Source organism: Marinobacter persicus (assembly GCF_002934325.1).
Lineage (GTDB): Bacteria > Pseudomonadota > Gammaproteobacteria > Pseudomonadales > Oleiphilaceae > Marinobacter > Marinobacter persicus_A.
Genome location: NZ_PTIV01000005.1, coordinates 22,857 through 43,950, shown reverse-complemented (window position 1 = coordinate 43,950; position 21,094 = coordinate 22,857). Strand labels below are relative to the sequence as shown.

17 protein-coding genes and 1 pseudogene are annotated in these 21,094 nt (G+C 60.4%); 4 read left to right on the top strand and 14 right to left on the bottom strand.

The window, feature by feature from the left end:
• Positions 1–11: 11 nt before the first annotated feature.
• From BY454_RS04285 to dxs, 3 genes are all read left to right on the top strand, one after another.
• Positions 12–266, top strand: coding sequence for an exodeoxyribonuclease VII small subunit (locus BY454_RS04285; RefSeq protein ID WP_104415565.1), 255 nt, complete (start codon positions 12–14; stop codon positions 264–266).
• Positions 266–1,162 carry a polyprenyl synthetase family protein gene (locus BY454_RS04280; RefSeq protein WP_104415564.1) on the top strand — a complete coding sequence of 299 codons (897 nt, stop codon included), beginning with the start codon at positions 266–268 and terminating at the stop codon, positions 1,160–1,162. The genes BY454_RS04285 and BY454_RS04280 overlap by 1 nt, the downstream gene beginning before the upstream one ends.
• 76 nt (positions 1,163–1,238) lie before the next feature.
• Positions 1,239–3,143 (top strand): 1-deoxy-D-xylulose-5-phosphate synthase, encoded by a 1,905-nt coding sequence (gene dxs, locus BY454_RS04275; protein WP_104415563.1) that lies wholly within the window; start codon positions 1,239–1,241, stop codon positions 3,141–3,143.
• A gap of 153 nt (positions 3,144–3,296) precedes the next feature.
• Here dxs and ribA read toward each other — a convergent pair whose 3' ends face one another.
• The 5 genes from ribA to BY454_RS04250 all read right to left on the bottom strand — a co-directional run bounded on the left by ribA (position 3,297) and on the right by BY454_RS04250 (position 10,021).
• On the bottom strand, positions 3,297–3,908 hold the full coding sequence (gene ribA / locus BY454_RS04270) for a GTP cyclohydrolase II (protein WP_104415562.1): 612 nt from the start codon (positions 3,906–3,908) through the stop codon (positions 3,297–3,299).
• Positions 3,909–4,009: 101 nt separating this feature from the next.
• Complete coding sequence (locus BY454_RS04265) at positions 4,010–4,969, bottom strand: Nudix family hydrolase (protein ID WP_104415561.1); 960 nt, start codon at positions 4,967–4,969, stop codon at positions 4,010–4,012.
• Between the two features lie 2 nt (positions 4,970–4,971).
• Positions 4,972–6,189, bottom strand: a complete 1,218-nt coding sequence (gene argJ, locus BY454_RS04260) for a bifunctional glutamate N-acetyltransferase/amino-acid acetyltransferase ArgJ (protein WP_104415560.1) — start codon at positions 6,187–6,189, stop codon at positions 4,972–4,974.
• A 105-nt stretch (positions 6,190–6,294) separates the two neighbouring features.
• Positions 6,295–9,036 (bottom strand): preprotein translocase subunit SecA, encoded by a 2,742-nt coding sequence (secA, locus tag BY454_RS04255; RefSeq protein WP_104415559.1) that lies wholly within the window; start codon positions 9,034–9,036, stop codon positions 6,295–6,297.
• 88 nt (positions 9,037–9,124) lie between these two features.
• Positions 9,125–10,021 carry a M23 family metallopeptidase gene (locus BY454_RS04250; protein ID WP_258075559.1) on the bottom strand — a complete coding sequence of 299 codons (897 nt, stop codon included), beginning with the start codon at positions 10,019–10,021 and terminating at the stop codon, positions 9,125–9,127.
• A gap of 126 nt (positions 10,022–10,147) precedes the next feature.
• On the opposite strand from BY454_RS04250, the gene BY454_RS04245 reads away from it, so the two are divergent.
• A complete protein-coding gene (locus tag BY454_RS04245) occupies positions 10,148–10,600 on the top strand; it encodes a DUF721 domain-containing protein (RefSeq protein WP_104415557.1) in 453 nt (150 codons plus the stop codon).
• 11 nt (positions 10,601–10,611) lie between these two features.
• On the opposite strand, the gene lpxC is transcribed toward BY454_RS04245, so the two are convergent.
• From lpxC to murD, 9 genes and pseudogenes are all read right to left on the bottom strand, one after another.
• Positions 10,612–11,529, bottom strand: a complete 918-nt coding sequence (gene lpxC, locus BY454_RS04240; RefSeq protein WP_104415556.1) for a UDP-3-O-acyl-N-acetylglucosamine deacetylase — start codon at positions 11,527–11,529, stop codon at positions 10,612–10,614.
• A 342-nt stretch (positions 11,530–11,871) separates the two neighbouring features.
• Positions 11,872–12,858, bottom strand: a pseudogene (ftsZ, locus tag BY454_RS04235) (cell division protein FtsZ); the annotation flags it as partial.
• A gap of 99 nt (positions 12,859–12,957) precedes the next feature.
• Positions 12,958–14,193 carry a cell division protein FtsA gene (gene ftsA / locus BY454_RS04225; protein WP_104415554.1) on the bottom strand — a complete coding sequence of 412 codons (1,236 nt, stop codon included), beginning with the start codon at positions 14,191–14,193 and terminating at the stop codon, positions 12,958–12,960.
• 36 nt (positions 14,194–14,229) lie between these two features.
• On the bottom strand, positions 14,230–15,069 hold the full coding sequence (locus tag BY454_RS04220) for a cell division protein FtsQ/DivIB (RefSeq protein WP_104415553.1): 840 nt from the start codon (positions 15,067–15,069) through the stop codon (positions 14,230–14,232).
• 1 nt (position 15,070) lies between these two features.
• Positions 15,071–16,045 carry a D-alanine--D-alanine ligase gene (locus BY454_RS04215; protein WP_308471493.1) on the bottom strand — a complete coding sequence of 325 codons (975 nt, stop codon included), beginning with the start codon at positions 16,043–16,045 and terminating at the stop codon, positions 15,071–15,073.
• On the bottom strand, positions 16,038–17,483 hold the full coding sequence (murC, locus tag BY454_RS04210; protein ID WP_104415552.1) for a UDP-N-acetylmuramate--L-alanine ligase: 1,446 nt from the start codon (positions 17,481–17,483) through the stop codon (positions 16,038–16,040). The genes BY454_RS04215 and murC overlap by 8 nt, the downstream gene beginning before the upstream one ends.
• Complete coding sequence (murG, locus tag BY454_RS04205) at positions 17,476–18,561, bottom strand: undecaprenyldiphospho-muramoylpentapeptide beta-N-acetylglucosaminyltransferase (protein ID WP_104415551.1); 1,086 nt, start codon at positions 18,559–18,561, stop codon at positions 17,476–17,478. Before murG ends, murC begins: the two co-directional genes overlap by 8 nt.
• Positions 18,554–19,750, bottom strand: coding sequence for a putative lipid II flippase FtsW (gene ftsW, locus BY454_RS04200; protein ID WP_104415550.1), 1,197 nt, complete (start codon positions 19,748–19,750; stop codon positions 18,554–18,556). Before ftsW ends, murG begins: the two co-directional genes overlap by 8 nt.
• Positions 19,750–21,090, bottom strand: a complete 1,341-nt coding sequence (gene murD, locus BY454_RS04195) for a UDP-N-acetylmuramoyl-L-alanine--D-glutamate ligase (RefSeq protein ID WP_104415549.1) — start codon at positions 21,088–21,090, stop codon at positions 19,750–19,752. Before murD ends, ftsW begins: the two co-directional genes overlap by 1 nt.
• Positions 21,091–21,094 lie beyond the last annotated feature (4 nt).

The following is a 21,094-nucleotide window of genomic DNA, read 5'->3' as shown; positions in this document are numbered from 1 at the left end:
CGGAGGGCCCGATGGCCGGTGACAATAAGACAACCTCCATAGCCGACTTCGAAAAGTCCCTGGATGAGCTGGAACAGCTCGTACGCAACCTTGAGCAGGGCGAATTATCGCTGGAGCAATCGCTGAGCGCCTTTGAACGGGGCGTCAAGCTTACCCGCGAATGCCAGCAGGCACTGAAAAGTGCCGAACAACGGGTGGAGCAACTGGTGCAGACCGGCGATGGCAGCCTGGAAACACGACCATTCTCACCGGACGATGCCAGCTAATGACCGAACAGAACCTGGCAGCAATGGAATTCCTCAATACCTGCCGTGAGCTGGTGGATACCGAACTGGACCGCTGCATTGAGCAGGACGGCGCCTCGGAGCGTCTGCAGGCGGCCATGCGTTACAGTGTCCTTGGCGGTGGAAAGCGCATTCGCCCGGCATTATGCCTGGCCGCAGCCCGGGCCATGGATGTCGCTCTGGAAGCCGCACTGGCCCCGGCCTGTGCGCTGGAGCTGGTGCATGCCTACTCCCTGATCCACGACGATCTGCCTGCCATGGACGACGACAACCTGCGCCGGGGCCGGCCGACCACCCACATCGCCTTTGACGAAGCCTCCGCCATCCTGGCGGGAGACGCCCTGCAGGCACTGGCGTTCGACCTGCTGGCCAATGACCATGACCGGACCAGCAAAGCGCGCCTGGCCATGGTCCGGGAACTCGCCCATGCCGCTGGCCACAAGGGCATGGTGGGAGGCCAGGCCATCGACCTGGAATCGGTTGGCAAAGCACTGACCCTCCACGAGCTGGAGAACATGCATCGTCACAAGACCGGCGCCCTGATTGAAGCCAGTGTCCGCATGGGCGCTCTGTGCAGCCCGGAACCCGATGCAGACCGGCTCGAGGCACTGACCACCTATGCCCGGGCCCTGGGTCTGGCCTTTCAGGTGCAGGATGACCTGCTGGATATCGAAGGCAGCACCGAGGTAATCGGCAAACCCCAGGGCTCCGATATGGCCCGGGAAAAGCCAACCTACCCGTCCCTGCTGGGCATCGAAGGCGCCAGGGAACACTTGCACAAACTACTTGCCCTGGCCCAGGACAGCCTGGCGGACTTTGGCCCCGAAGCCGATCCGTTGCGAACGATGGCAGATTACGTGGTCGCGCGCAGCCATTGAACCACCCCGAGCCAAAAGCGCACACTTGGTCGTAACCGACTATACAATCACCGGATAGCCCATAAGACCCGAGCAGATGCAGGACATTTACACATTCAAAGAAATCCCGTCACAGCGGCCCAACACTCCGCTGCTGGACCGGATTGAGCTTCCGGCCCAACTCCGCGAGCTTCCGGCAGAAGACCTGCCGCGCCTTGCCCGTGAACTGCGGGCCTTCCTGTTGTGGTCCGTGGGCCAGACCGGCGGGCATTTTGGTGCCGGCCTTGGCGTGCTCGAGCTTACCGTGGCCCTGCACTATGTGTTCAACACGCCCTTTGACCGCCTGCTGTGGGATGTCGGCCACCAGGCCTATCCCCACAAGATCCTGACCGGGCGCCGGGACCGGATGGGCAGCATCCGTCGCAAGGGCGGACTGGCTGGTTTCCCGAAACGGGCCGAGAGCGAATACGATACCTTCGGCGTGGGCCACTCCAGCACCTCCATCAGCGCCGCACTGGGCATGTCCATCGCCGCCCGCCTGCAGAAATCCGGGCGCAAGAGCATTGCGGTGATTGGCGATGGCGCCATGACCGCCGGCATGGCCTTCGAAGCGCTGAATCACGCCGGGCACCTGCACGCTGACATGCTGGTGATCCTGAACGACAACGACATGTCGATCTCCCAGAACGTGGGCGGGCTGTCCAATTACTTTGCCAAACTACTGGCCAGCCGCACCTACAACCACATGCGCAACAGCAGCAAGAAGGTGCTGAAAGCCGCGCCACCGCTGATGCAACTGGCGAAGAAGACCGAAGAACACTTCAAGGGCATGATTGCCCCCGGCACCCTGTTCGAGGAACTGGGCTTCAACTACATCGGCCCCATCGATGGCCATGACCTGCCGTTGCTGGTGGAAACCCTGGAAAACCTGCGCGAGCTAGAGGGCCCGCAGTTCCTGCATGTCGTCACCACCAAGGGCAAGGGCTTTGCGCCGGCCGAGGCAGACCCGGTGGGCTACCATGCCATTAACAAGATAGAACCGGTGCCGGCCAACAAGTCCGAACCGGCCAAACCGTCCAGCCCCGGGCCCAAGTACGCCAACGTGTTCGGGCAATGGCTGTGTGATGCGGCTGAGCAGGATGCCCGGGTGGTGGGCATCACCCCGGCCATGTGCGAGGGCTCGGACCTGGTGGCCTTCTCTAAACGCTTCCCGGACCGCTACTTTGACGTGGCCATTGCCGAGCAGCACGCCGTCACCTTGGCCGCCGGTCTCGCCTGCGATGGCGCCAAGCCGGTAGTGGCGATCTACTCCACCTTCCTGCAGCGCGCCTATGACCAGCTGATTCACGACGTGGCCATTCAGGATCTGGACGTACTGTTTGCCATTGACCGGGCGGGCCTGGTGGGCGAAGACGGCCCCACCCACGCCGGCGCGTTCGACATCAGCTACCTGCGCTGCATCCCCGGCATGGTGGTCATGACCCCGTCAGATGAAAACGAAACCCGTCAGTTGCTGCACACCGGCCTGCATCATCAGGGACCGGCGGCCGTTCGCTATCCGCGAGGCACCGGCCCGGGCACGGAAATCCAGCAGGAACTGACGGCTCTGCCGTTGGGTAAGGGGCGCCGGGTCCGCGACGGCAAACAGGTGGCTATCCTGAACTTCGGCACCCTGCTGCATTCTGCCCTGGAAGCGGCCGACGGCCTGAACGCCACCGTGGCGGACATGCGGTTCGTAAAACCCCTGGATGAAGCGCTGGTGCGGGAACTGGCCGAGCAGCACGATCTGCTGGTGACCCTGGAAGAGAACGCCATCGCCGGCGGCGCGGGCAGCGCCGTGTGCGAATACCTGAACGCCAACCAGCTCACGGTGCCAGTGCTCCAGCTTGGGTTACCGGACCGGTTTGTCGATCACGGCAAGCACGGGGAACTGCTCAGTGAGTGCGGGCTGGACGCCGAGGGTATCGGTCAGGCAATTGTGGATCGGCTGGCTAGCCTGTAGACAGCGGAGGACTGCCAGCGGGGGAGGCCTTTCCGGGAACCGCTACAAGCACATCCATGTGCGCTTCTCTCAGGCCATCCCTGGCCTTCGAAATTCCCGGAAAGGCCTCCCCCGCTGGCGATCATTGACCACAGGGTGCCCTCCGGTCAGAGTTTAAAACGGATCATCGTCCTGGTGGGTCTCCAGCCAGTGCCCCAGCTTGCTCTGCTTGGTATTGAGATAGCTTTCATTGTGGGGATTGCGCCCCACATGCAGGGGCATGCGCTCGGCAATGCGAATACCATACGATTCCAGCGCTTTGACTTTCCTGGGATTGTTGGTCATCAAACGCAGTGCTGATACCCCAAGGTGGTCAAGCATGTCCTTGCACATGCTGTAGTCGCGCAGGTCAGCGGCAAACCCCAGACGCTCGTTGGCCTCCACCGTATCGGCGCCCTGGTCCTGCAGGTGATAGGCGCGGATCTTGTTCAACAGACCAATACCACGACCTTCCTGGCGCAGGTACATCAAAATCCCCCGTCCTTCCCGGGCAATGCTGCGCAGAGCCTCCTCCAACTGATAACCACAGTCACAGCGCATGCTGTAGAGCGCGTCGCCGGTCAGGCATTCGGAATGGGTTCGCGCCAACACAGGCTCGCCGGAGCTGATATCACCCAGCGTCAGTGCCACGTGCTCCTTGCCGGTCTCCGGCTCCTCGAAGCCGTGCATATCAAAGACTCCGAAAGGGGTGGGCAAACGGCAGGTTTCAATGTAACGAACGGCCACTGTGTTTCCTCGTGGTTCCAGGGAGTTGATCGGTGGCTCCCTAACAAATGGGACCAGGCATTCTACCATGGGCTAACCCGGCATGGGGATGATCCGCAGGATTACCGCCACCAGAAGCCGATGCCCGCAATGCCCTGGGCGCCCAGCGACCGAGCCTTTTCCTCGTCTTCCAGGCCCAGCCCCCCAAGGCCATAGACCGGCACCGTTGCCTGGGTCACCAGCTCGGCAAAAGCCTGCCAACCCAGGGCCGGACGTCCGGGATGACTCTCGGTGGGCTGAACCGCTCCCAGTAAAACGTAATCGGCTCCCAGTCGCTCTGCATGACGCAATTGCTCTGCGTTATGGCAGGACACCCCCAACCAGGCATCAGCTGGCACAGGACGCTCTGAGAGCCTCTCAGCCTCCCGCCAGGGCAAGTGCACCCCCCTGGCTCCGGGTATCGACCGCAACAACTCCGGCGCACCGTGAAGCAGCAGATCCGTGGCTTTACCGCCACACACTGTCATCGCTTGATGGGCGAAGCCGAGATAAGCCTCGGCATCGAGGTCCGGTGCCCGCAGGATCATCAGCTCGGGACTCCTACGAGCCAATGCCGCTTTCAGTTCGCTCAACCCACTCTCCGCATCCATTACCGGGCCGGTCAGGGCCAAACGGTGAGGCAGGCGCAACGCACGAATGACAGGGCGGTTGGCAGCGGGAAAGTCACGGTCTGAGAGTTCCGATGGGCTCCGCCATTCAATGGGCTGGCCTTCCCGCCCCTCCGGCTCACCCTCGGCGCGGTCCGTCTCCCAAACATCCAGGAACACTCGCTTGTCGCCGTAATCGTGACGGATGCCGATGACCGGCCAAAGGCTTTCAGGCGGCACCCTGAGGCCCGTTTCCTCAGCAATCTCTCGCACCAGCGCCTGCTGCACGGTTTCCTCCGGCTCCACCTTGCCGCCCGGAAATTCCAGCAGTCCCCCCTGGTGAACGTGGTCCGGGCGGCGGGCAATCAGTACCCTGCCATTCCGGATAATCACGGCTACCGCAACATGAACCTCTTTTACCGTCGGCTCTGCCATGGTCAGGTGCGATACTCGGCGTTGATGGTGACGTACTCATGGGAGAAATCGCAGGTCCAGACGGTTTCACGGAGGTCACCACGCTGGAGGTCGATGGCGATGGTAATTTCTTCCTGATCCATCACCGCCTGCCCGCGCTCTTCCGAGTAGTCCTCGGCCCGGCCGCCGTTGCGCACCAGGCAGACGTCCCCCAGGTAGATCTCAATGGCCTCCAAGTCCAGGTCGGGCACGCCAGCCCGGCCAACCGCCGCCAGGATGCGCCCCCAGTTGGGATCCGAGGCAAACAGCGCGGTTTTCACCAGCGGCGAGTGCGCCACGGTGTAGGCAACGTCCAGCGCCTCCTGCTGGGTTCCGGCCCCGGACACGTCGATGGTGACGAATTTGGTGGCACCTTCACCATCTCGCACGATGGCGTGGGCCAAATCCAGGTATACCTGCCGCAAGGCCTCACGCAGTTTGGGCAACTGCGGGCTGTCGGCGGTAATTTCAGGGCCACCGTACTGGCCGCTGGCCATCAGCATGCAGGCATCGTTCGTGGAGGTGTCGCTGTCGATGGTAATCCGGTTAAACGACTTCTCCCCCAACTCCGAGGCCAGGGTCTGAAGCAGACCCGGTTCAATAGCCGCATCGGTCGCGATAAACCCGAGCATGGTGGCCATGTTGGGGCGAATCATTCCCGCGCCCTTGCTGATACCGGAGATGGTGACCGTATGGCCATCCAGGTCCACCTGGCAGGAGGCGCCCTTCGGCCGGGTATCGGTCGTCATGATCCCGCTGGCGGCCTCGGCCCAGCGATCCTCACGAACATCGACCAGGGCTTCGGGCATGGCAGTGACGATCTTGTCGACCGGCAGGGGCTCGCCAATCACGCCGGTTGAGAATGGCAAGACCTGGGAGGGGTCGGCGCCGGCCTGCTCGGCCAGGGCCTGGCAGCAGCGCTCGGCGTCGGCCATGCCTTGCTTGCCGGTACCGGCGTTGGCGTTACCTGTATTGATCAGCAGGTATCGGGGGGCTGTCTCGGCCAGATGGCGACGGCTGATCACCACCGGGGCGGCACAGAACTGGTTCTGGGTGAAGATGCCGGCGACCCGCGCGCTCGCGGCCAGCTCAAAAATCACCACATCCTTGCGTCCGGGCTTTTTGATACCGGCACTGGCAATACCGATGCGCACGCCGGGCACTGGGAAAAATTCGGGCAAGGTTCCTGGACCTACCGCCATGACTGTCTCCTCGAATTATGCAAATCTAGAAACGACGAAACCCGCAAGCTGCCAGCGGTGCTGGCCGTTTGCGGGTTCCGTTCTCAAGTCAGTGAAACGCCGGTGTCAGGCCACCTTGCCGCAACACTGTTTGTATTTCTTGCCGGACCCGCAGGGGCATGGCTCGTTTCGACCGACCTTGCGCTCCTGGCGAACGAAGGTCTCCGGCGTGGCTGACTGGCCTTGCTGGCCTCCACCGCCCTCGCCTTCTGCCTGATCCGTCGCGCTGGCCTGGTCGTGGCGCAGTTTGGCACGGGCCATTTCCTGCTCCAACTCTTCCTTGCGCCGGCGTTCGATTTCTTCCATCTCTTCCTGGCTCTGTACCCGCACATGGCACAGTACCCGGGTGACATCCTGCTTCATGGTATCGAGCATGGTTTCAAACAGGTTGAACGCCTCGCGCTTGTATTCCTGCTTGGGGTTCTTCTGGGCATAACCGCGCAGGTGAATACCCCGGCGCAGGTGGTCCATGTTGGAGAGGTGTTCTTTCCACAGGGTATCGAGCACCTGCAGGAACACCTGCTTCTCGAACTTGCGCATGGCCTCGGAGCCGGCAATCTCTTCCTTGGCCTTGTACTCGGCCACAACGGCTTCGAGGATGCGCTCGCGCAGGCTCTCTTCGTAGAGTTTGTTGTCCTCTTCCAACCACTGCTGGATCGGCAGCTCAATCGCCATTTCCGATTGCAGATGCGCTTCCAGGCCCTCTATATCCCATTGCTCCGGCATGCTCTGGGGCGGGATAAAGTCACTGATCGCGTTATCCACGACATCCGCGCGGATGGTGTCGATCATTTCGGAAATGTCTTCCGATGCCATCACCTCATTGCGCTGGTTGTAAATCACCGTCCGCTGGTCGTTGGCCACGTCGTCGTATTCCAACAACGTTTTACGCATGTCGAAGTTGCGGCCTTCCACCTTGCGCTGGGACTTTTCAATGGCGTTGGTCACCATCCGGTGCTCGATGGCCTCACCATTTTTCATACCCATGGCCTGCATCAGGTTCTTCACCCGCTCCGGAGCAAAAATCCGCATCAGGTTATCTTCCAGCGACAGGAAGAAACGGGAGGAACCTGGGTCCCCCTGACGACCGGCACGCCCGCGCAACTGGTTGTCGATACGGCGGGATTCGTGGCGTTCGGTACCGATGATGTGCAGGCCACCGGCTTCCAGTACCTGTTGGTGACGCTCTTCCCATTCCTGCTTGAGCTGGTTGATCTGCTCGTCGGACGGGTTGTCCATGAGCGCGGCTTCGTGCTCCCAGTTACCCCCAAGCACGATGTCGGTACCACGACCGGCCATGTTGGTAGCAATGGTGACCGCCCCAGGGCGACCCGCCTGGGCAATGATGTGGGCTTCGGATTCGTGCTGCTTGGCGTTCAGGATCTTGTGATCAATACGCACCTTTTTCAGCAGTGCTGACAGCACTTCGGAAGCATCCACGGATGCGGTACCCACCAGTACCGGACGACCTTCGCCGGTGACGTACTTGATCTCGTCGATAATGGCGTGGAACTTTTCTTCCTGGGTCATGTACACCAGGTCGTTATAGTCGACCCGTTGAATCGGCTTGTTGGGCGGAATCACCACCACATCCAGGCCATAAATCTGGCGGAATTCAAACGCCTCGGTGTCGGCAGTACCGGTCATGCCGGCCAGCTTGTCGTACAGGCGGAAATAGTTCTGGAAGGTGGTGGAGGCCAGGGTCTGGCTTTCGGCCTGGATCTTGAGCCCTTCTTTCGCCTCGATGGCCTGGTGCAGGCCCTCGCTCCAGCGCCGTCCCGGCATGGTGCGACCGGTGTGCTCGTCAACGATGACCACCTGACCACCCTGAACGATGTAGTCCACATCTTTGTGGAACAGGTGATGCGCACGCAGACCGGAATGCACGTGGTGCAGCAGGCTCAGGTTGGCGGCCGAATACAGGCTCTCGCCTTCACGCAGCAGGCCCTCGTTGAGCAGCAGGTCCTCGACTTTTTCGTGGCCGGCCTCGGTCAGCTCCACCTGACGGGATTTCTCATCAATGGTGAAGTCACCCGTGGCCTCACCTTCTTCGCTGACTTCGCCCTTTTCCAGGCTTGGGATCAGTTGGTTGATGGCCTGGTACAGCTTGGAGGAATCTTCGGCGGCACCGGAAATAACCAGCGGCGTCCGGGCTTCGTCGATCAGGATGGAGTCCACTTCGTCGACAATGGCGAAGTTCAGCCCACGCTGGACCTTGTCCTGAATACTGAACGCCATGTTATCGCGCAGGTAGTCAAAGCCGAACTCGTTGTTGGTGCCGTAGGTAATGTCAGCCTGATAGGCGGCGCGCTTTTCTTCCTGGGGCTGGCCGGCCGCCACGACGCCTACCTGCATACCCAGGAAACGGTAGAGTTTACCCATCCACTCGGCATCACGACGGGCCAGGTAATCGTTGACGGTCACCACGTGGACGCCTTTGCCGGACAACGCGTTCAGGTACACCGCAGCAGTGGCCACCAGGGTTTTACCTTCACCGGTTTTCATCTCGGCAATCCGGCCTTCGTGCAGGGTCATACCACCGACCAGCTGTACGTCATAATGGCGCATGCCCATCACCCGGCGGCTGGCCTCCCGCACGGTAGCAAAGACCTCGGCCAGTATCGCATCCAGCGATTCACCTTTTTCCAGCCGTTGGCGAAACTCTTCCGTCTTACCCTGCAACTCGCTGTCCGACAACGCGCCAAAGGTTTCTTCAAGATCGTTGATGCGCGAGACAACTTTACGCATCCGCTTGATTTCACGAGCGTTCTTACTGCCGAACATCTTGGTTGCAAGTTTTGAGAACATAGACCACTGCTTCTTCAGTTAAACGAGGGAAGCAGGCATTCTAACCTTATTTGGCGACAGGAAAAAAGGTAGGTATTAAACGGCGGAATCAGCGGCTTGCGCGGTGCATGTATTTTTCCGGATCTTCCGTGCGGCCATTGCGGATGACCTCAAAATGGACATGCGGACCAGTGGAGCGCCCGGTGCTTCCCATCTGGGCAATTAACTGTCCTTTTTCAACCACATCGCCAACTTTGACCGCCAGCGACTTGGCGTGACCGTAACGGGTGACCAGGCCGTCCCCATGGTTGATTTCCACCAGATTGCCATAGCCGTGGCGGTCCCCGGCAAAACTGACCACACCACCGGCGACGGAAATGACGTCGCCGCCATCACGGCCCGCGACGTCAATACCCGCATGCCATGCGCGCCTGCCATTAAAAGGATCAGAACGATAGCCATACTTGGAGGAGACCCAGCCCCAGGTCACCGGCCTGCCCTCGACGTATTGCTGGTCTTCCAGCTGCTGGCGTGACACCAGCTTGTCCAGGATCCGGAGCTGCCTGGCCCGGTCTTCGAGCTGACGCTCCATCTGCGTGATCATAGCGCTCAATTCGCCGGTGCTGAAGGAATCATCTGCGTGCCGGGTGGAGGCGGGCCCGCCGACAGCGGCAGGCTGTTCAAAATTGAACTCGCTGCCAGCCACGAGCCCGGAGTCAATGAAGTGTTGCCCAAGGGCATCCAGTCGAAGCATTCGCCCCTGCAGTTGACCCACCCGCATCGTCAGTGTGTCAATTCGCTGCTGCACAGTCTGCTTCAGTTGTGCCACTTCCGAGCGCTCACGTTCCAGCGTTTGCTGCCAACCCGCCAGTTGTTCTGCCTCCGCAGCCCGCTCCTGCGCAACTTGGTGGATGGCAAAACCATATCCCCCCAGTGCCGCCAGCAGGGCCAGGGCTACCGCAAATGCAGCAATGCGCGCGTAGAATCGGATGTTCTCTGTATTCATAGTGGACTCGCAACCTTGCCGGCAGGGACATTCTGGATCACCCATCTGACGGGCAGGTCTGTTATGCTTGAAGAAAGATGCCAAATATTAACCAACACACCAACCGTTCGTCGAGAAACATCGACTATGTCCAAGCATTCTGACCAGAAACCGGTCTTTGGCGATAACAACGCCAATCACTCGTCAACGCTTCAGCAATTGATGACAAAGGCCGAACTGCACCAGGAAGCAGAGCGACAGGTCATCGCGGCACTGCCGGAGGGCCTGGAGGTTGGTACGCGTTTCGTCAGCTGTCAGGACGGAGAGTTGGTGCTGTCAACAGACAATGCCAGCAAGGCGACACGCCTGAGATTCCGGCAACACGAAATTATGGAGAAGATCCGGGAGAACGAACTCTTCCGATACGTCTGGAAGGTGCGCATCAAGGTCAGCCCACCCCGTTTCCAGTCACGACCGCAAGCGGAAAAGACACCCCTCAGTAAAGAAAATGCCCGGCTCCTCCACGAGGAGGCCGGGCACACGAAGGATACAGCGTTACGCGAGGTTCTCGAAAAACTCGCAAGCCATGTCCGGGACTAAGGCATCCCGCCTTAGACCGACGCGGCCAAAACGGGCTTCATGTAAGAGATCGGGGCGGTTGCCTCATCATCGAAGGTAACCACTTCCCAGGCATCTTCTTCCGCCCGTAGCTTCCGCAAAAGCTTGTTGTTCAGATCATGGCCGGATTTCAGGCCACGGAATTCACCGATCAGGCTGTTACCCAGCAGGTAGAGATCACCGATCGCATCCAGCACCTTGTGCTTGACGAATTCATCGTCGTAACGAAGGCCGTCCTCGTTGAGGATCTTGTAATCATCCACCACAACTGCGTTGTCAACGCTGCCGCCGAGAGCCAGGTTCATGGAACGCAGCTTCTCGATGTCGCGCATGAAGCCAAAGGTCCGGGCGCGGGACACTTCCTTTACAAAGGAGGTGCTGGAGAAATCAACCGTCGCGGTCTGGGCGCGGCCCTTGAACACCGGATGGTCGAAATCAATGCCAAAGCTCACCTTGAAACCTTCAAACGGCAGGAACGTCGCCACCTTGCCATCTTCTTCGATGGTCACTTCCCGCTTGATGCGGATAAAGCGCTTGGCGGCATCCTGCTCGGCAATACCGGCGGATTGCAGCAGGAACACAAACGGTCCTGCGGAGCCATCCATAATCGGCACTTCCGGCGCGCTCAGTTCGACAATGCAGTTGTCGATGCCCAGACCAGCCATGGCCGAGAGCAGGTGCTCCACGGTCCCGACACGGACACCGTCTTTCACCAGTGTCGTGGACATCATGGTCTCACCCACACTTTCCGCGCAGGCCTTGATCTCAACCACAGGGTCGAGATCGGTCCGGCGGAACACGATGCCCGCATCAACCGGTGCCGGCTTCAGGGTCAGGTACACCTTTTCCCCTGAATGCAAGCCAACACCCGTGGCGCGGATGGTGTTTTTGAGTGTCCGTTGTCTGATCATCGGTTCATCATTCCGTCACAAAAAGTCGATATTCTGGTCGCACAAAACTGGCGCGAGAATATCAGAATTCAAGACTGAGTACCATTTAGCCAGAATGACTTTCACGTAATTGTGAAATAGCTTCCAGCTATGGCCAGCCAAACCCTTGGTTACGCCAAAGGTAGAAGGCTATCAGTCTGCCTGACGACGAAGGAATGCGGGAATATCGAGATAGTCCACGCCCTGCTCTTCGTTGTCCTTGCTCTGGTCCAGCGCCACATTACCCTGGGCAGAAGCACGACGGCGCAACACCGCCGGACGGTCCAGCTGGTTGTAATCCGTTGTGCCATCCAGGGTGCGGGAGTTGTCCACCACCTTGGTGGGCTTGTCACGCTCGCCGCCCAGGCCCGTGGCCACAACGGTCACCTTCAGCTCGTCGGTCATTTCCTGGTCGATCACGGTGCCGACAACCACGGTTGCGGAGTCTGAGGCAAACTCACGCACAATGTCGCCAACTTCCGAGAATTCGCCCAGATTAAGGTCGATGCCAGCGGTGATGTTGACCAGGATGCCCTTGGCGCCCTGCAGGTTGATATCTTCCAGCAGCGGGCTGCGAACAGCCGCTTCCGCCGCCTCGCGTGCACGGTTTTCGCCGGTGGCGTGGCCGGTACCCATCATCGCCATGCCCATCTCGGACATCACGGTTTTCACGTCGGCAAAGTCGACGTTGATCATGCCGTTGCGGGTGATCAGGTCGGCAATACCCTGGACCGCGCCCAGCAACACATCGTTGGCGGAGGCAAAGGCATCCAGCAGGCTGGTTTTCTTGCCCATCACCGCCAGCAGCTTTTCGTTGGGGATGGTGATCAGGGAATCCACGTTTTCTTCCAGCTCTTTCAGGCCGGTCTCGGCCACACTCATGCGCTTGCCGCCTTCGAACTGGAACGGCTTGGTCACTACGGCCACGGTCAGGATACCCAATTCGCGGGCCACTTCGGCGACAATCGGCGCGGCACCGGTGCCGGTACCACCACCCATGCCGGCGGTGATGAACACCATGTCCGAACCGCTCAGGGCTTCGGCGATGCGGTCCCGGTCTTCCAGGGCCGACTGACGGCCAATTTCAGGGTTGGCGCCAGCACCCAAACCTTTGGTGATGTTGCCACCAAGCTGGATGATCTGGCGGGCGTCCAGGTCTTTCAGTGCCTGGGCATCGGTGTTGGCGCAGATAAATTCCACACCTTCCACGTCGCTGTTAAGCATATGGCGCACGGCGTTACCGCCACCACCGCCAACACCGACGACTTTGATAACTGCGTTTTGTTGGGCATTATCAACGAGTTCAAACATGTCCCCTACTCCTTCGTGCTGTTGCCGGTCTTTCCAGACCGGTTTTGCAATCGTTATGGTTTTTTCGAGATACCTTCGTGTACTGCACGCGGCCCGCGATCAGAAATGACCGGTAAACCACGCTTTCATCCGCTCGACCAGCGAGGGTGCATCCTCACCCTTGAGCGGTGGCTCCTGGCCCAAGTCCATTTGCCGGAAGCCATGAATCAACAACCCAACGCCGGTGGCGTAAATCGGGTTGTTGACTACTTCGGTCATGCCGGAGACCGCTTGCGGACAAGCCAGTCTCACGGGCATGTGGAAGATTTCCTCCGCCAGCTCCACCACACCTTCCATGGTGGAGGAACCACCGGTAATCACGATGCCTGCCGGCACCATATCCTCGAACCCTGAACGGCGCAGTTCCGACTGCACCAGGGTGAACAGTTCTTCGTAGCGGGGCTCCACCACTTCCGCCAGCGCCTGGCGTGACAGATCCCGTGGCGCCCGGTCGCCAACACTGGGTACCTTGATGGTCTCATCGGCCCCGGCCAGTTGCGTCAACGCACAGGCGTACTTGATCTTGATTTCCTCGGCGTTCTGCGTGGGTGTGCGCAGCGCCATGGCAATATCATTGGTGACCTGATCCCCGGCGATGGGAATCACGGCGGTATGGCGAATGGCGCCACCGGTAAACACCGCGATGTCGGTGGTACCACCGCCGATATCGACCACGCACACGCCCAGTTCTTTCTCGTCCTCGGTCAGGATGGCGTGGCTGGAAGCCAGCTGTTCCAGAATGATGTCATCCACCTCAAGACCGCAGCGCTTCACGCACTTTTCGATGTTCTGAGCGGCGTTCACGGCACAGGTCACCAGATGCACCTTCGCCTCCAGGCGCACGCCGGACATCCCCATGGGCTCCTTGATGCCTTCCTGGTTATCAATGACAAACTCCTGCGGCAGGATGTGCAGAATTTTCTGGTCCGCCGGAATCGCAACCGCCTGGGCGGCGTCGATCACCCGATCCACATCCGCCTGTGTCACCTCCCGGTCTCGGATGGCGACAATGCCGTGCGAGTTCAGGCTCTTGATATGGCTGCCCGCAATACCCGCATACACCGAGTGAATGCGACAACCCGCCATCAGCTCGGCCTCTTCCACCGCTCTCTGGATGGCCTGCACGGTGGTTTCGATGTTCACCACAACGCCACGCTTGAGGCCCCGGGAGGGATGCGAACCGATACCCACCACTTCGATGGTGCCATCCATCTTGCGTTTGCCGACAATGGCCACCACTTTCGAGGTACCGATGTCCAGGCCGACAATCATGTTTTCCGTTTCAACCGATGACATGTGTTTCACCAAACCCCAGGTTCGTAATAATCGTTATCAGGATTTCGGAGTGGCCATGGCCACATCCGCCTTCCACTGCACCGCCACACCGTTGGAGTAGCGGGCATCAACCCGACTGACTTCGTTCAATCTCGATGCCAGCCGGTTTTCGTACACTGTTATGAATCGTTCAAAGCGCCGCGACACCTGGTCGCGACCCAATACCACCTCAACGCCACTGTTAAGCGTCAATGTCCAGGCCCCTCGGGTTTCCAGCGACAACCCCGCAAAGCCAAGTCCGTGCCCAACCAGCCGCTCACTCATGGTCCGGGCCATGGTAATCACTTCGCGCACCCGCTCGTCCGGCCCAGCCAATCGCGGCAAACGTCCGGCCACCTCAGGATTGGGCGGCGTAAACAGCTCGCCCGAACGGCTGACCAGGCGGCCATCGGTCCAGTAGGCCAACGGTTTCTTTTCCCGGATATCGATTTCCAGCCGTCCAGGCCAAACCCGTTTGACTGCGGCAGAGGCCACCCAGGGACGCTGTTCAAGCTCCGACTTGATGGCTTCCAGATCAGTGGCAAAGTAACTCTTGCCCACCCATTCACCGGCAGCCCGCTCGATGGCTACCCGGCTTTCTCCGATAAAGTCACCGTGAACGTCCACCGCCACGATCTGCTGGTCCATGGCCGTCAAGGCCCGGTCCATGGCCCAGGGCAGCATGGCCGCCAGTAGAACCACGGTTGCGCCAATACCCACTTTCAACCAGGGCACCGCCGCCAACACTGCCTTGACCAGACCAAACCGGTCCGGCTCCGGGCCCAGGGTTGTCGCTCCCCGGCGCCTGGGAGGATCGGGCGGCACGGCCCGCGTTCTCACCAGCAGCGTTGTCAACATGTCAGCTCTCCGACAATGTGTCTTTCAGTATCCGAACCACGAGTTCTTCAAAGCTGATACCTGCGGCACTGGCGGCCATCGGCACCAGGCTGTGATCGGTCATGCCAGGCACGGTATTGACTTCCAGCAGCCAGAAGTCGCCGTTGGCATCCTGCATGATGTCCACACGACCCCAGGTACGGCAGCCCACCACCCGGAATGCATCCAGGGCCAGTTGCTGCAGCCGAAGCTCGTCGTCCGGCAACAAACCGCAAGGAATGCGGTAATTTGTGTCGTCCGCCAGGTACTTGGCGTCGTAGTCGTAAAACGCATGCTCAGTACTGGCGCTCAGGCCGATGGCCGGCAGGGCACGATCCTGAAGCAGGCTGACGGTAAATTCCGGACCTTCGATCCAGCGCTCCACCAGCACAAGGTCGTCCAGCTCGGCGGCCACCCGGTAGGCATCCACCAGTTCCTCGACGCTGGACACTTTGCGAATGCCAATACTCGAGCCCTCATGGGCCGGCTTGACACTCAACGGTGTTCCCAGACTGGCCACGATGTTTTCAGCTTCGGCTTCCGAGGTCATGGCACGAAAGGCCGGTGTGGGCAGACCACAACCCTGGAAAACGTATTTGGTGCGCAACTTGTCCATGGCCAACGATGAGGCCAGCACCCGGCTACCGGTATACGGAATGCCGGCCTGCTCCAGGATGGCCTGGAGGATACCGTCTTCGCCGCCACGCCCGTGCAGGGCGATGAACACCCGGTCAAACTCCGGCGCCTCAACGGTACGCAGCAAGCAGCCCTGAATATCCATGCCAAAGGCATCGACACCCGCCGCTTGCAGGGCTTTCAGTACCGCCCGGCCACTTTTCAGCGAAACCTCACGCTCGGCGGAATCCCCGCCCATGAACACGGCCACCCGCCCCAGGGCCTTCACCAGCTCTGGCGGTGCCTGATACTCCTGTGAATGGGTATGAATGGTTTCACTCACTTTTCGCTACTCCTGCCGCAGCCAGACGTGCCGCGACGCCTCCGATATCGCCGGCGCCCTGAGTGATCAGGAGGTCGCCATCGCGCAAAACATTGCTCAACACGCTTTCGATGTTGTCGTTCTTTTCAACAAAAACCGGCTCCACATTGCCACGCTGGCGAATACTGCGGCACAACGCCCGACTATCAGCGCCCGGTATTGCCGACTCCCCGGCGGCATACACCTCCATCAGCAACAACGCATCAACCTCTGACAGCACCCGCACAAAGTCTTCGTACAAGTCACGGGTGCGGCTGAAACGGTGCGGCTGGTAAAGCATCACGATGCGACGTCCCGGCCAGGCTTCCCGGGCCGCACGAATGACCGCCTGGACTTCCGTCGGGTGGTGGCCGTAGTCGTCCACGAGCGTGACGCTGCCCTGTTCAATCTGGTATTCGCCATAGACCTGGAACCGACGCCCAACGCCCGCGAAACCTGCAAGCCCCGAGCAGATGGCCTGGTCATCCACGCCCTCATCGGTGGCCACCGCAATGGCCGCCAGGGCATTGAGGACGTTATGCCGGCCCGGCATTTTCAGCTCTACCTGAAGATCCGGTCGGCCGCCGGGGCGACGAACCACGAAGCGGGTTTTCAGGCCATCCGAGTAAATCTCCTCGGCACGGTAGTCCGCTTCGGGGTTATCAATGCCATAGGTGATGATGGCCCTGGAAATCCGGGGAATGATCTCACGCACGTACGCATCGTCCACGCACATAACGGCCACGCCATAAAACGGCAGGTTGTGCAGGAAATCGACAAACGTCTGCTTCAGCTTTTCGATGTCGCCACCGTAGGTGTCCATGTGGTCAGCTTCAATGTTCGTGACCACGGAAATCACCGGCGTCAGGTGCAGGAACGAGGCATCACTCTCATCCGCCTCGGCCACCAGGTACCGGGAACCACCCAGCTGGGCGTTAGTGCCGGCGCTATTGAGCTTGCCGCCGATGACGAAGGTCGGGTCAAGTCCAGCTTCTCCCAGCACGGAGGCAATCAGACTGGTTGTCGTGGTTTTGCCGTGGGTACCGGCAATCGCAATGCCGTGGCGATAGCGCATGATTTCCGCCAGCATTTCCGCCCGGGGTACGATGGGCACCCGACGACTGCGGGCAGCAGACACTTCAGGGTTGTCTGAAGAAACTGCAGTTGAAACGACCACGACATCCGCCTTGGCGCTGTTTTCCTCGCGATGGCCGATCTGCACTTCCACACCCAGGGCCCGCAGGCGCCCGGTTACCGGACTGTCCTTGATGTCGGAGCCGGAAACTTCATAGCCTTGGTTTTTCAGCACCTCGGCGATGCCACTCATGCCGGCGCCGCCAATACCCACAAAATGGATATGGCGAATCCGGCGCATTTCCGGCACCTGATAGACCAGCGGCGGATTGGTTGCATCAGCCATTGGCGGCCTCCAGACAGTAATTCACGACTCTCTCCGTTGCATCCGGGCGGGCCAGCGAGCGGGCGGCCATCGCCATGTTCATCACTTTGTTTCGATCACCGGCCAGCCCTTTCAGGGTGTCTGCCAGCACTTCGGGCGTCAGTTGGGGCTGCGGCACCAGGTAAGCGCCACCCGCCTTCAACATGTGTTCGGCATTTCGGGTCTGATGATCATCCACCGCATGCGGGAATGGCACCAATACCGCACCAATACCTGCGGCGCACAGTTCGGAGATCGTCAGCGCGCCGGCACGGCAGATCACCACATCCGCCCAGGCATAGGCCTCGGCCATGTCTCGAATGAACGGCTCCACCGAGGCTGCGACGCCGGCCTTTTCATAGGCCTGTTCCGCGTCTTCATGGTTGCGTTCACCACACTGGTGACGGACCTGCGGACGGTCTTCTTCGGGCAACAACGCGAGCGCCTGGGGCACCTGTTCGTTAAATACCCGGGCACCCAGGCTGCCGCCTATCACCAGCACCCGCAGAGGCCCTGAGCGTCCTTCGAGCCGCCGTTCCGGCGTCGGCAGGTTGGCCAGGTCCTTTCGGACCGGGTTACCAGTGCAGCGGGTTACCACCTGGGCGCCAAAGCTGTCCGGAAAGGCCTCCAGCACGGTGTGGGCAAACCGTGTCAGCCAGCGGTTGGTCATGCCCGCCACCGCATTCTGCTCATGGATGACCAGCGGCCGCCTTTGCAGCCACGCGGCCACACCACCGGGCCCGGTGACAAAACCGCCCATGCCAACCACGCAATCCGGCCGAATCTGGCGCAATACCGTCCAGGCCTCGCCCAACGCCCGCATCAGGCGGAACGGTGCCGTCAGCAAGGCCAACTTGCCCTTACCTCGCAAACCGGAAATATGGATCAGCGAAAGAGGGATGTCGGTTTCGCCAATCAATCGCTCTTCCATACCGCCGGAGGCTCCCAGCCAGTAAACCTGGTGCCCCTGCTCCTGCAGCGCCCGGGCCGTAGCCAGGGCGGGGAAAACGTGACCACCGGTGCCACCGGCCATCATCAGGAAACGACGCTGATTAGTCATAGGCGGCTCCTCCCCGCGGGTTACCCGCCTGCTCCGAAGCCATGCGCTGCTTGTCCAGTCGTTCCATCTCCACCCGCGCCAGAATACCCAGACAGGCACAGGTCACCATCAGGCTCGAACCGCCATAACTGACCAAAGGCAGGGTCAGTCCCTTGGTGGGCAGCAACCCCGTGCTGACCGCCATGTTGATGCCGGCCTGCAACCCAATCAGCATGGAAATGCCGTAACTGAAACAGGCGGCAAACGGCATGCTCGCCTTCTCCGCCCGCCGGGCGATAACAAAGCCACTGACCACGAGTGCGACAAACAGGAACAGCACAAACAGGGCACCCAACAGGCCGAATTCTTCGGAGATGATGGCGAAGATGAAATCGGTATGCGCCTCCGGCAGAAAGAACAGTTTCTGGATGGAGTTACCCAGCCCCACCCCGGTCCATTCACCCCGACCAAAAGCAATCAGGGATTGGGTCAGCTGATATCCCGTGTTGAACTGGTCCTGCCACGGGTCCAGATAGCTCACCACCCGCTTCAAACGGTAGGGTTCGCTGACCACCAGTCCAACGCCACTGGCCGCCAGCAGCACAATCAGCGGCACAAACCGGTTCAGACGCACGCCACTGAGAAAAATCATGGCGGCCGACGCCGTTACCAGAACCACCGTCGCGCCGAAGTCCGGCTGCATGAGCAGCAACAACGTCGCAACAATCAGCACCAGGATCGGCTTCAGGAACCCGGGCCAGGTATTGATCAATTCCTCCCGGCGACGGACGACGTAACCGGCGAGATAGGCGATCAGGCACAGCTTGGCAATCTCGGATACCTGCACGTTGAACAGCCCGAGTGGCAGCCAACGGGTAGAGCCATTCACCGTCAGCGCCAGGGGGGTCATCATCAGTGCCAATGAAACCATGCCAATCGCCAGCAACAACCAGCCGCTTCGCTCCCACCAGGAAATCGGCACATTGACGGCCACCAGCGCCGCTGCGCAGCCCATCAGGGCAAAAATCACCTGGCGCACCACATAGTGATAGGCATTACCCATGGTGGCGGCTGCCACATCCATGGAAGCCGATGAGATCATGACCACACCGATAACCAGCAATGCAAAGGCACTCACCACCAGCACCGTCAGTGGCTGGAGCTCAAACTTTGGCGTTGAGTTCACTGGCATCGTGTCGGTCGCCTGCATCACAGCCCCTCCACCAGTGCGCGGAACTGGTCACCGCGGTCGTTGTAGCTGTCGAACATGTCAAAGCTGGCGCAGGCCGGGGACAACAGCACCCGGTCACCCGCCTCTGCCAGGGCACCCGCCCTCGTTACCGCCTCGGCAAGAGTTTGGGCGCGAATCACCGGCACGGGTGAGCCCACCGCTGTGGCAATGGCATCTGCGTCCTGCCCAATCAGTACCAGCGCGCGGCAATGATGCGCCACGGGCTCGGCCAACGGGCCAAAATCAGCGCCTTTGCCATCACCGCCGGCGATCAGGACGATTTTCCCCTGGACCGGAGCCAGGCTCTCAATCGCCGCCACCGTGGCGCCGACGTTGGTGCCTTTGGAGTCGTTGATGTATTCCACACCAGCCAGGCTGCGGATAAATTCGCACCGGTGTGGCAACCCCCGGAAGCTCCGAGCCACCTCCAACATGGTGTCCATCGGCAGGCCCGCCGCATGTCCCAGCGCTAGGGACGCCATCACGTTACTGATGTTGTGTCGGCCCATCAGTTTCAATTCGCTGTCGAGCAACAGGTTGTCAAAGCCGAAGGTGATCCAGGTGCCTTGCTCGTCATCCCGGGTACTGAAGGTCTCCGGGTTCACCCGATTAAAGCCAAAGCAGAGGAAGCGCAGGGTGTCCCTAGCCATGGGCGTGCTGAGGGCATCGTCCAGGTTGACGATGGCATTCTGGCAACCGTTGTAGATCCGCTGCTTGGCCTGGAAATACGCCATCTTGTCCGGGTAACGATCCATGTGGTCGTCGCTGACGTTTAATACCGTTGCTGCCAACGCCCCCAGCTCGTGAGTGGTTTCCAGCTGAAAACTGGAGACTTCCAGAATGTACAGGTCCGCGCCCTGGCCCAGCAGGTCCAGGGCCGGGGTACCGATGTTGCCACCCACCTGGACGTTGCGACCGGCGGCCTTTGCCATCTTCCCCAGCAGGGTGGTGACGGTGGTTTTACCGTTTGACCCGGTGATGGCAATGATCGGGGCATCGGCGGCCTCGGCGAACAGGTCAATGTCACCCCGGATCAAGGCCCCTTTTTCAGCCGCACCGGCAATCGCGGGCTCGGCGATATTGATCCCCGGGCTAACCACCAGTTCGTTGAAGTTGGCAAAATACTCGGCATCAAACGCGCCCAGGTGCACCGGTACATCCGGCCAACCAGCCTTCAGTTCATCCAGGCCCGGCGGATTCTGCCGGCTGTCGACCACGGCGATCTCACGGCCCTGTTCGGACAGATAGCGCACGCAGGAAAGCCCGGTTTTACCGAGCCCTACGATCAATGTGCGACGATCCGAAACAATGAGACTCATAGTC

Bases quoted from the DNA above. Each gene is read 5' to 3' on its own strand.
- lpxC (WP_104415556.1), bottom strand. From the start codon at position 11,529: ATGATCAGACAACGGACACTCAAAAACACCATCCGCGCCACGGGTGTT.
- BY454_RS04220 (WP_104415553.1), bottom strand. From the start codon at position 15,069: ATGTTGACAACGCTGCTGGTGAGAACGCGGGCCGTGCCGCCCGATCCT.
- murG (WP_104415551.1), bottom strand. From the start codon at position 18,561: ATGACTAATCAGCGTCGTTTCCTGATGATGGCCGGTGGCACCGGTGGT.
- ftsW (WP_104415550.1), bottom strand. From the start codon at position 19,750: ATGCAGGCGACCGACACGATGCCAGTGAACTCAACGCCAAAGTTTGAG.
- BY454_RS04285 (WP_104415565.1), top strand. From the start codon at position 12: ATGGCCGGTGACAATAAGACAACCTCCATAGCCGACTTCGAAAAGTCC.
- ftsA (WP_104415554.1), bottom strand. From the start codon at position 14,193: ATGTCATCGGTTGAAACGGAAAACATGATTGTCGGCCTGGACATCGGT.
- dxs (WP_104415563.1), top strand. From the start codon at position 1,239: ATGCAGGACATTTACACATTCAAAGAAATCCCGTCACAGCGGCCCAAC.
- BY454_RS04245 (WP_104415557.1), top strand. From the start codon at position 10,148: ATGTCCAAGCATTCTGACCAGAAACCGGTCTTTGGCGATAACAACGCC.
- argJ (WP_104415560.1), bottom strand. From the start codon at position 6,189: ATGGCGGTAGGTCCAGGAACCTTGCCCGAATTTTTCCCAGTGCCCGGC.
- murC (WP_104415552.1), bottom strand. From the start codon at position 17,483: ATGGCTGATGCAACCAATCCGCCGCTGGTCTATCAGGTGCCGGAAATG.
- secA (WP_104415559.1), bottom strand. From the start codon at position 9,036: ATGTTCTCAAAACTTGCAACCAAGATGTTCGGCAGTAAGAACGCTCGT.
- BY454_RS04250 (WP_258075559.1), bottom strand. From the start codon at position 10,021: ATGAATACAGAGAACATCCGATTCTACGCGCGCATTGCTGCATTTGCG.
- murD (WP_104415549.1), bottom strand. From the start codon at position 21,090: ATGAGTCTCATTGTTTCGGATCGTCGCACATTGATCGTAGGGCTCGGT.
- BY454_RS04265 (WP_104415561.1), bottom strand. From the start codon at position 4,969: ATGGCAGAGCCGACGGTAAAAGAGGTTCATGTTGCGGTAGCCGTGATT.
- BY454_RS04280 (WP_104415564.1), top strand. From the start codon at position 266: ATGACCGAACAGAACCTGGCAGCAATGGAATTCCTCAATACCTGCCGT.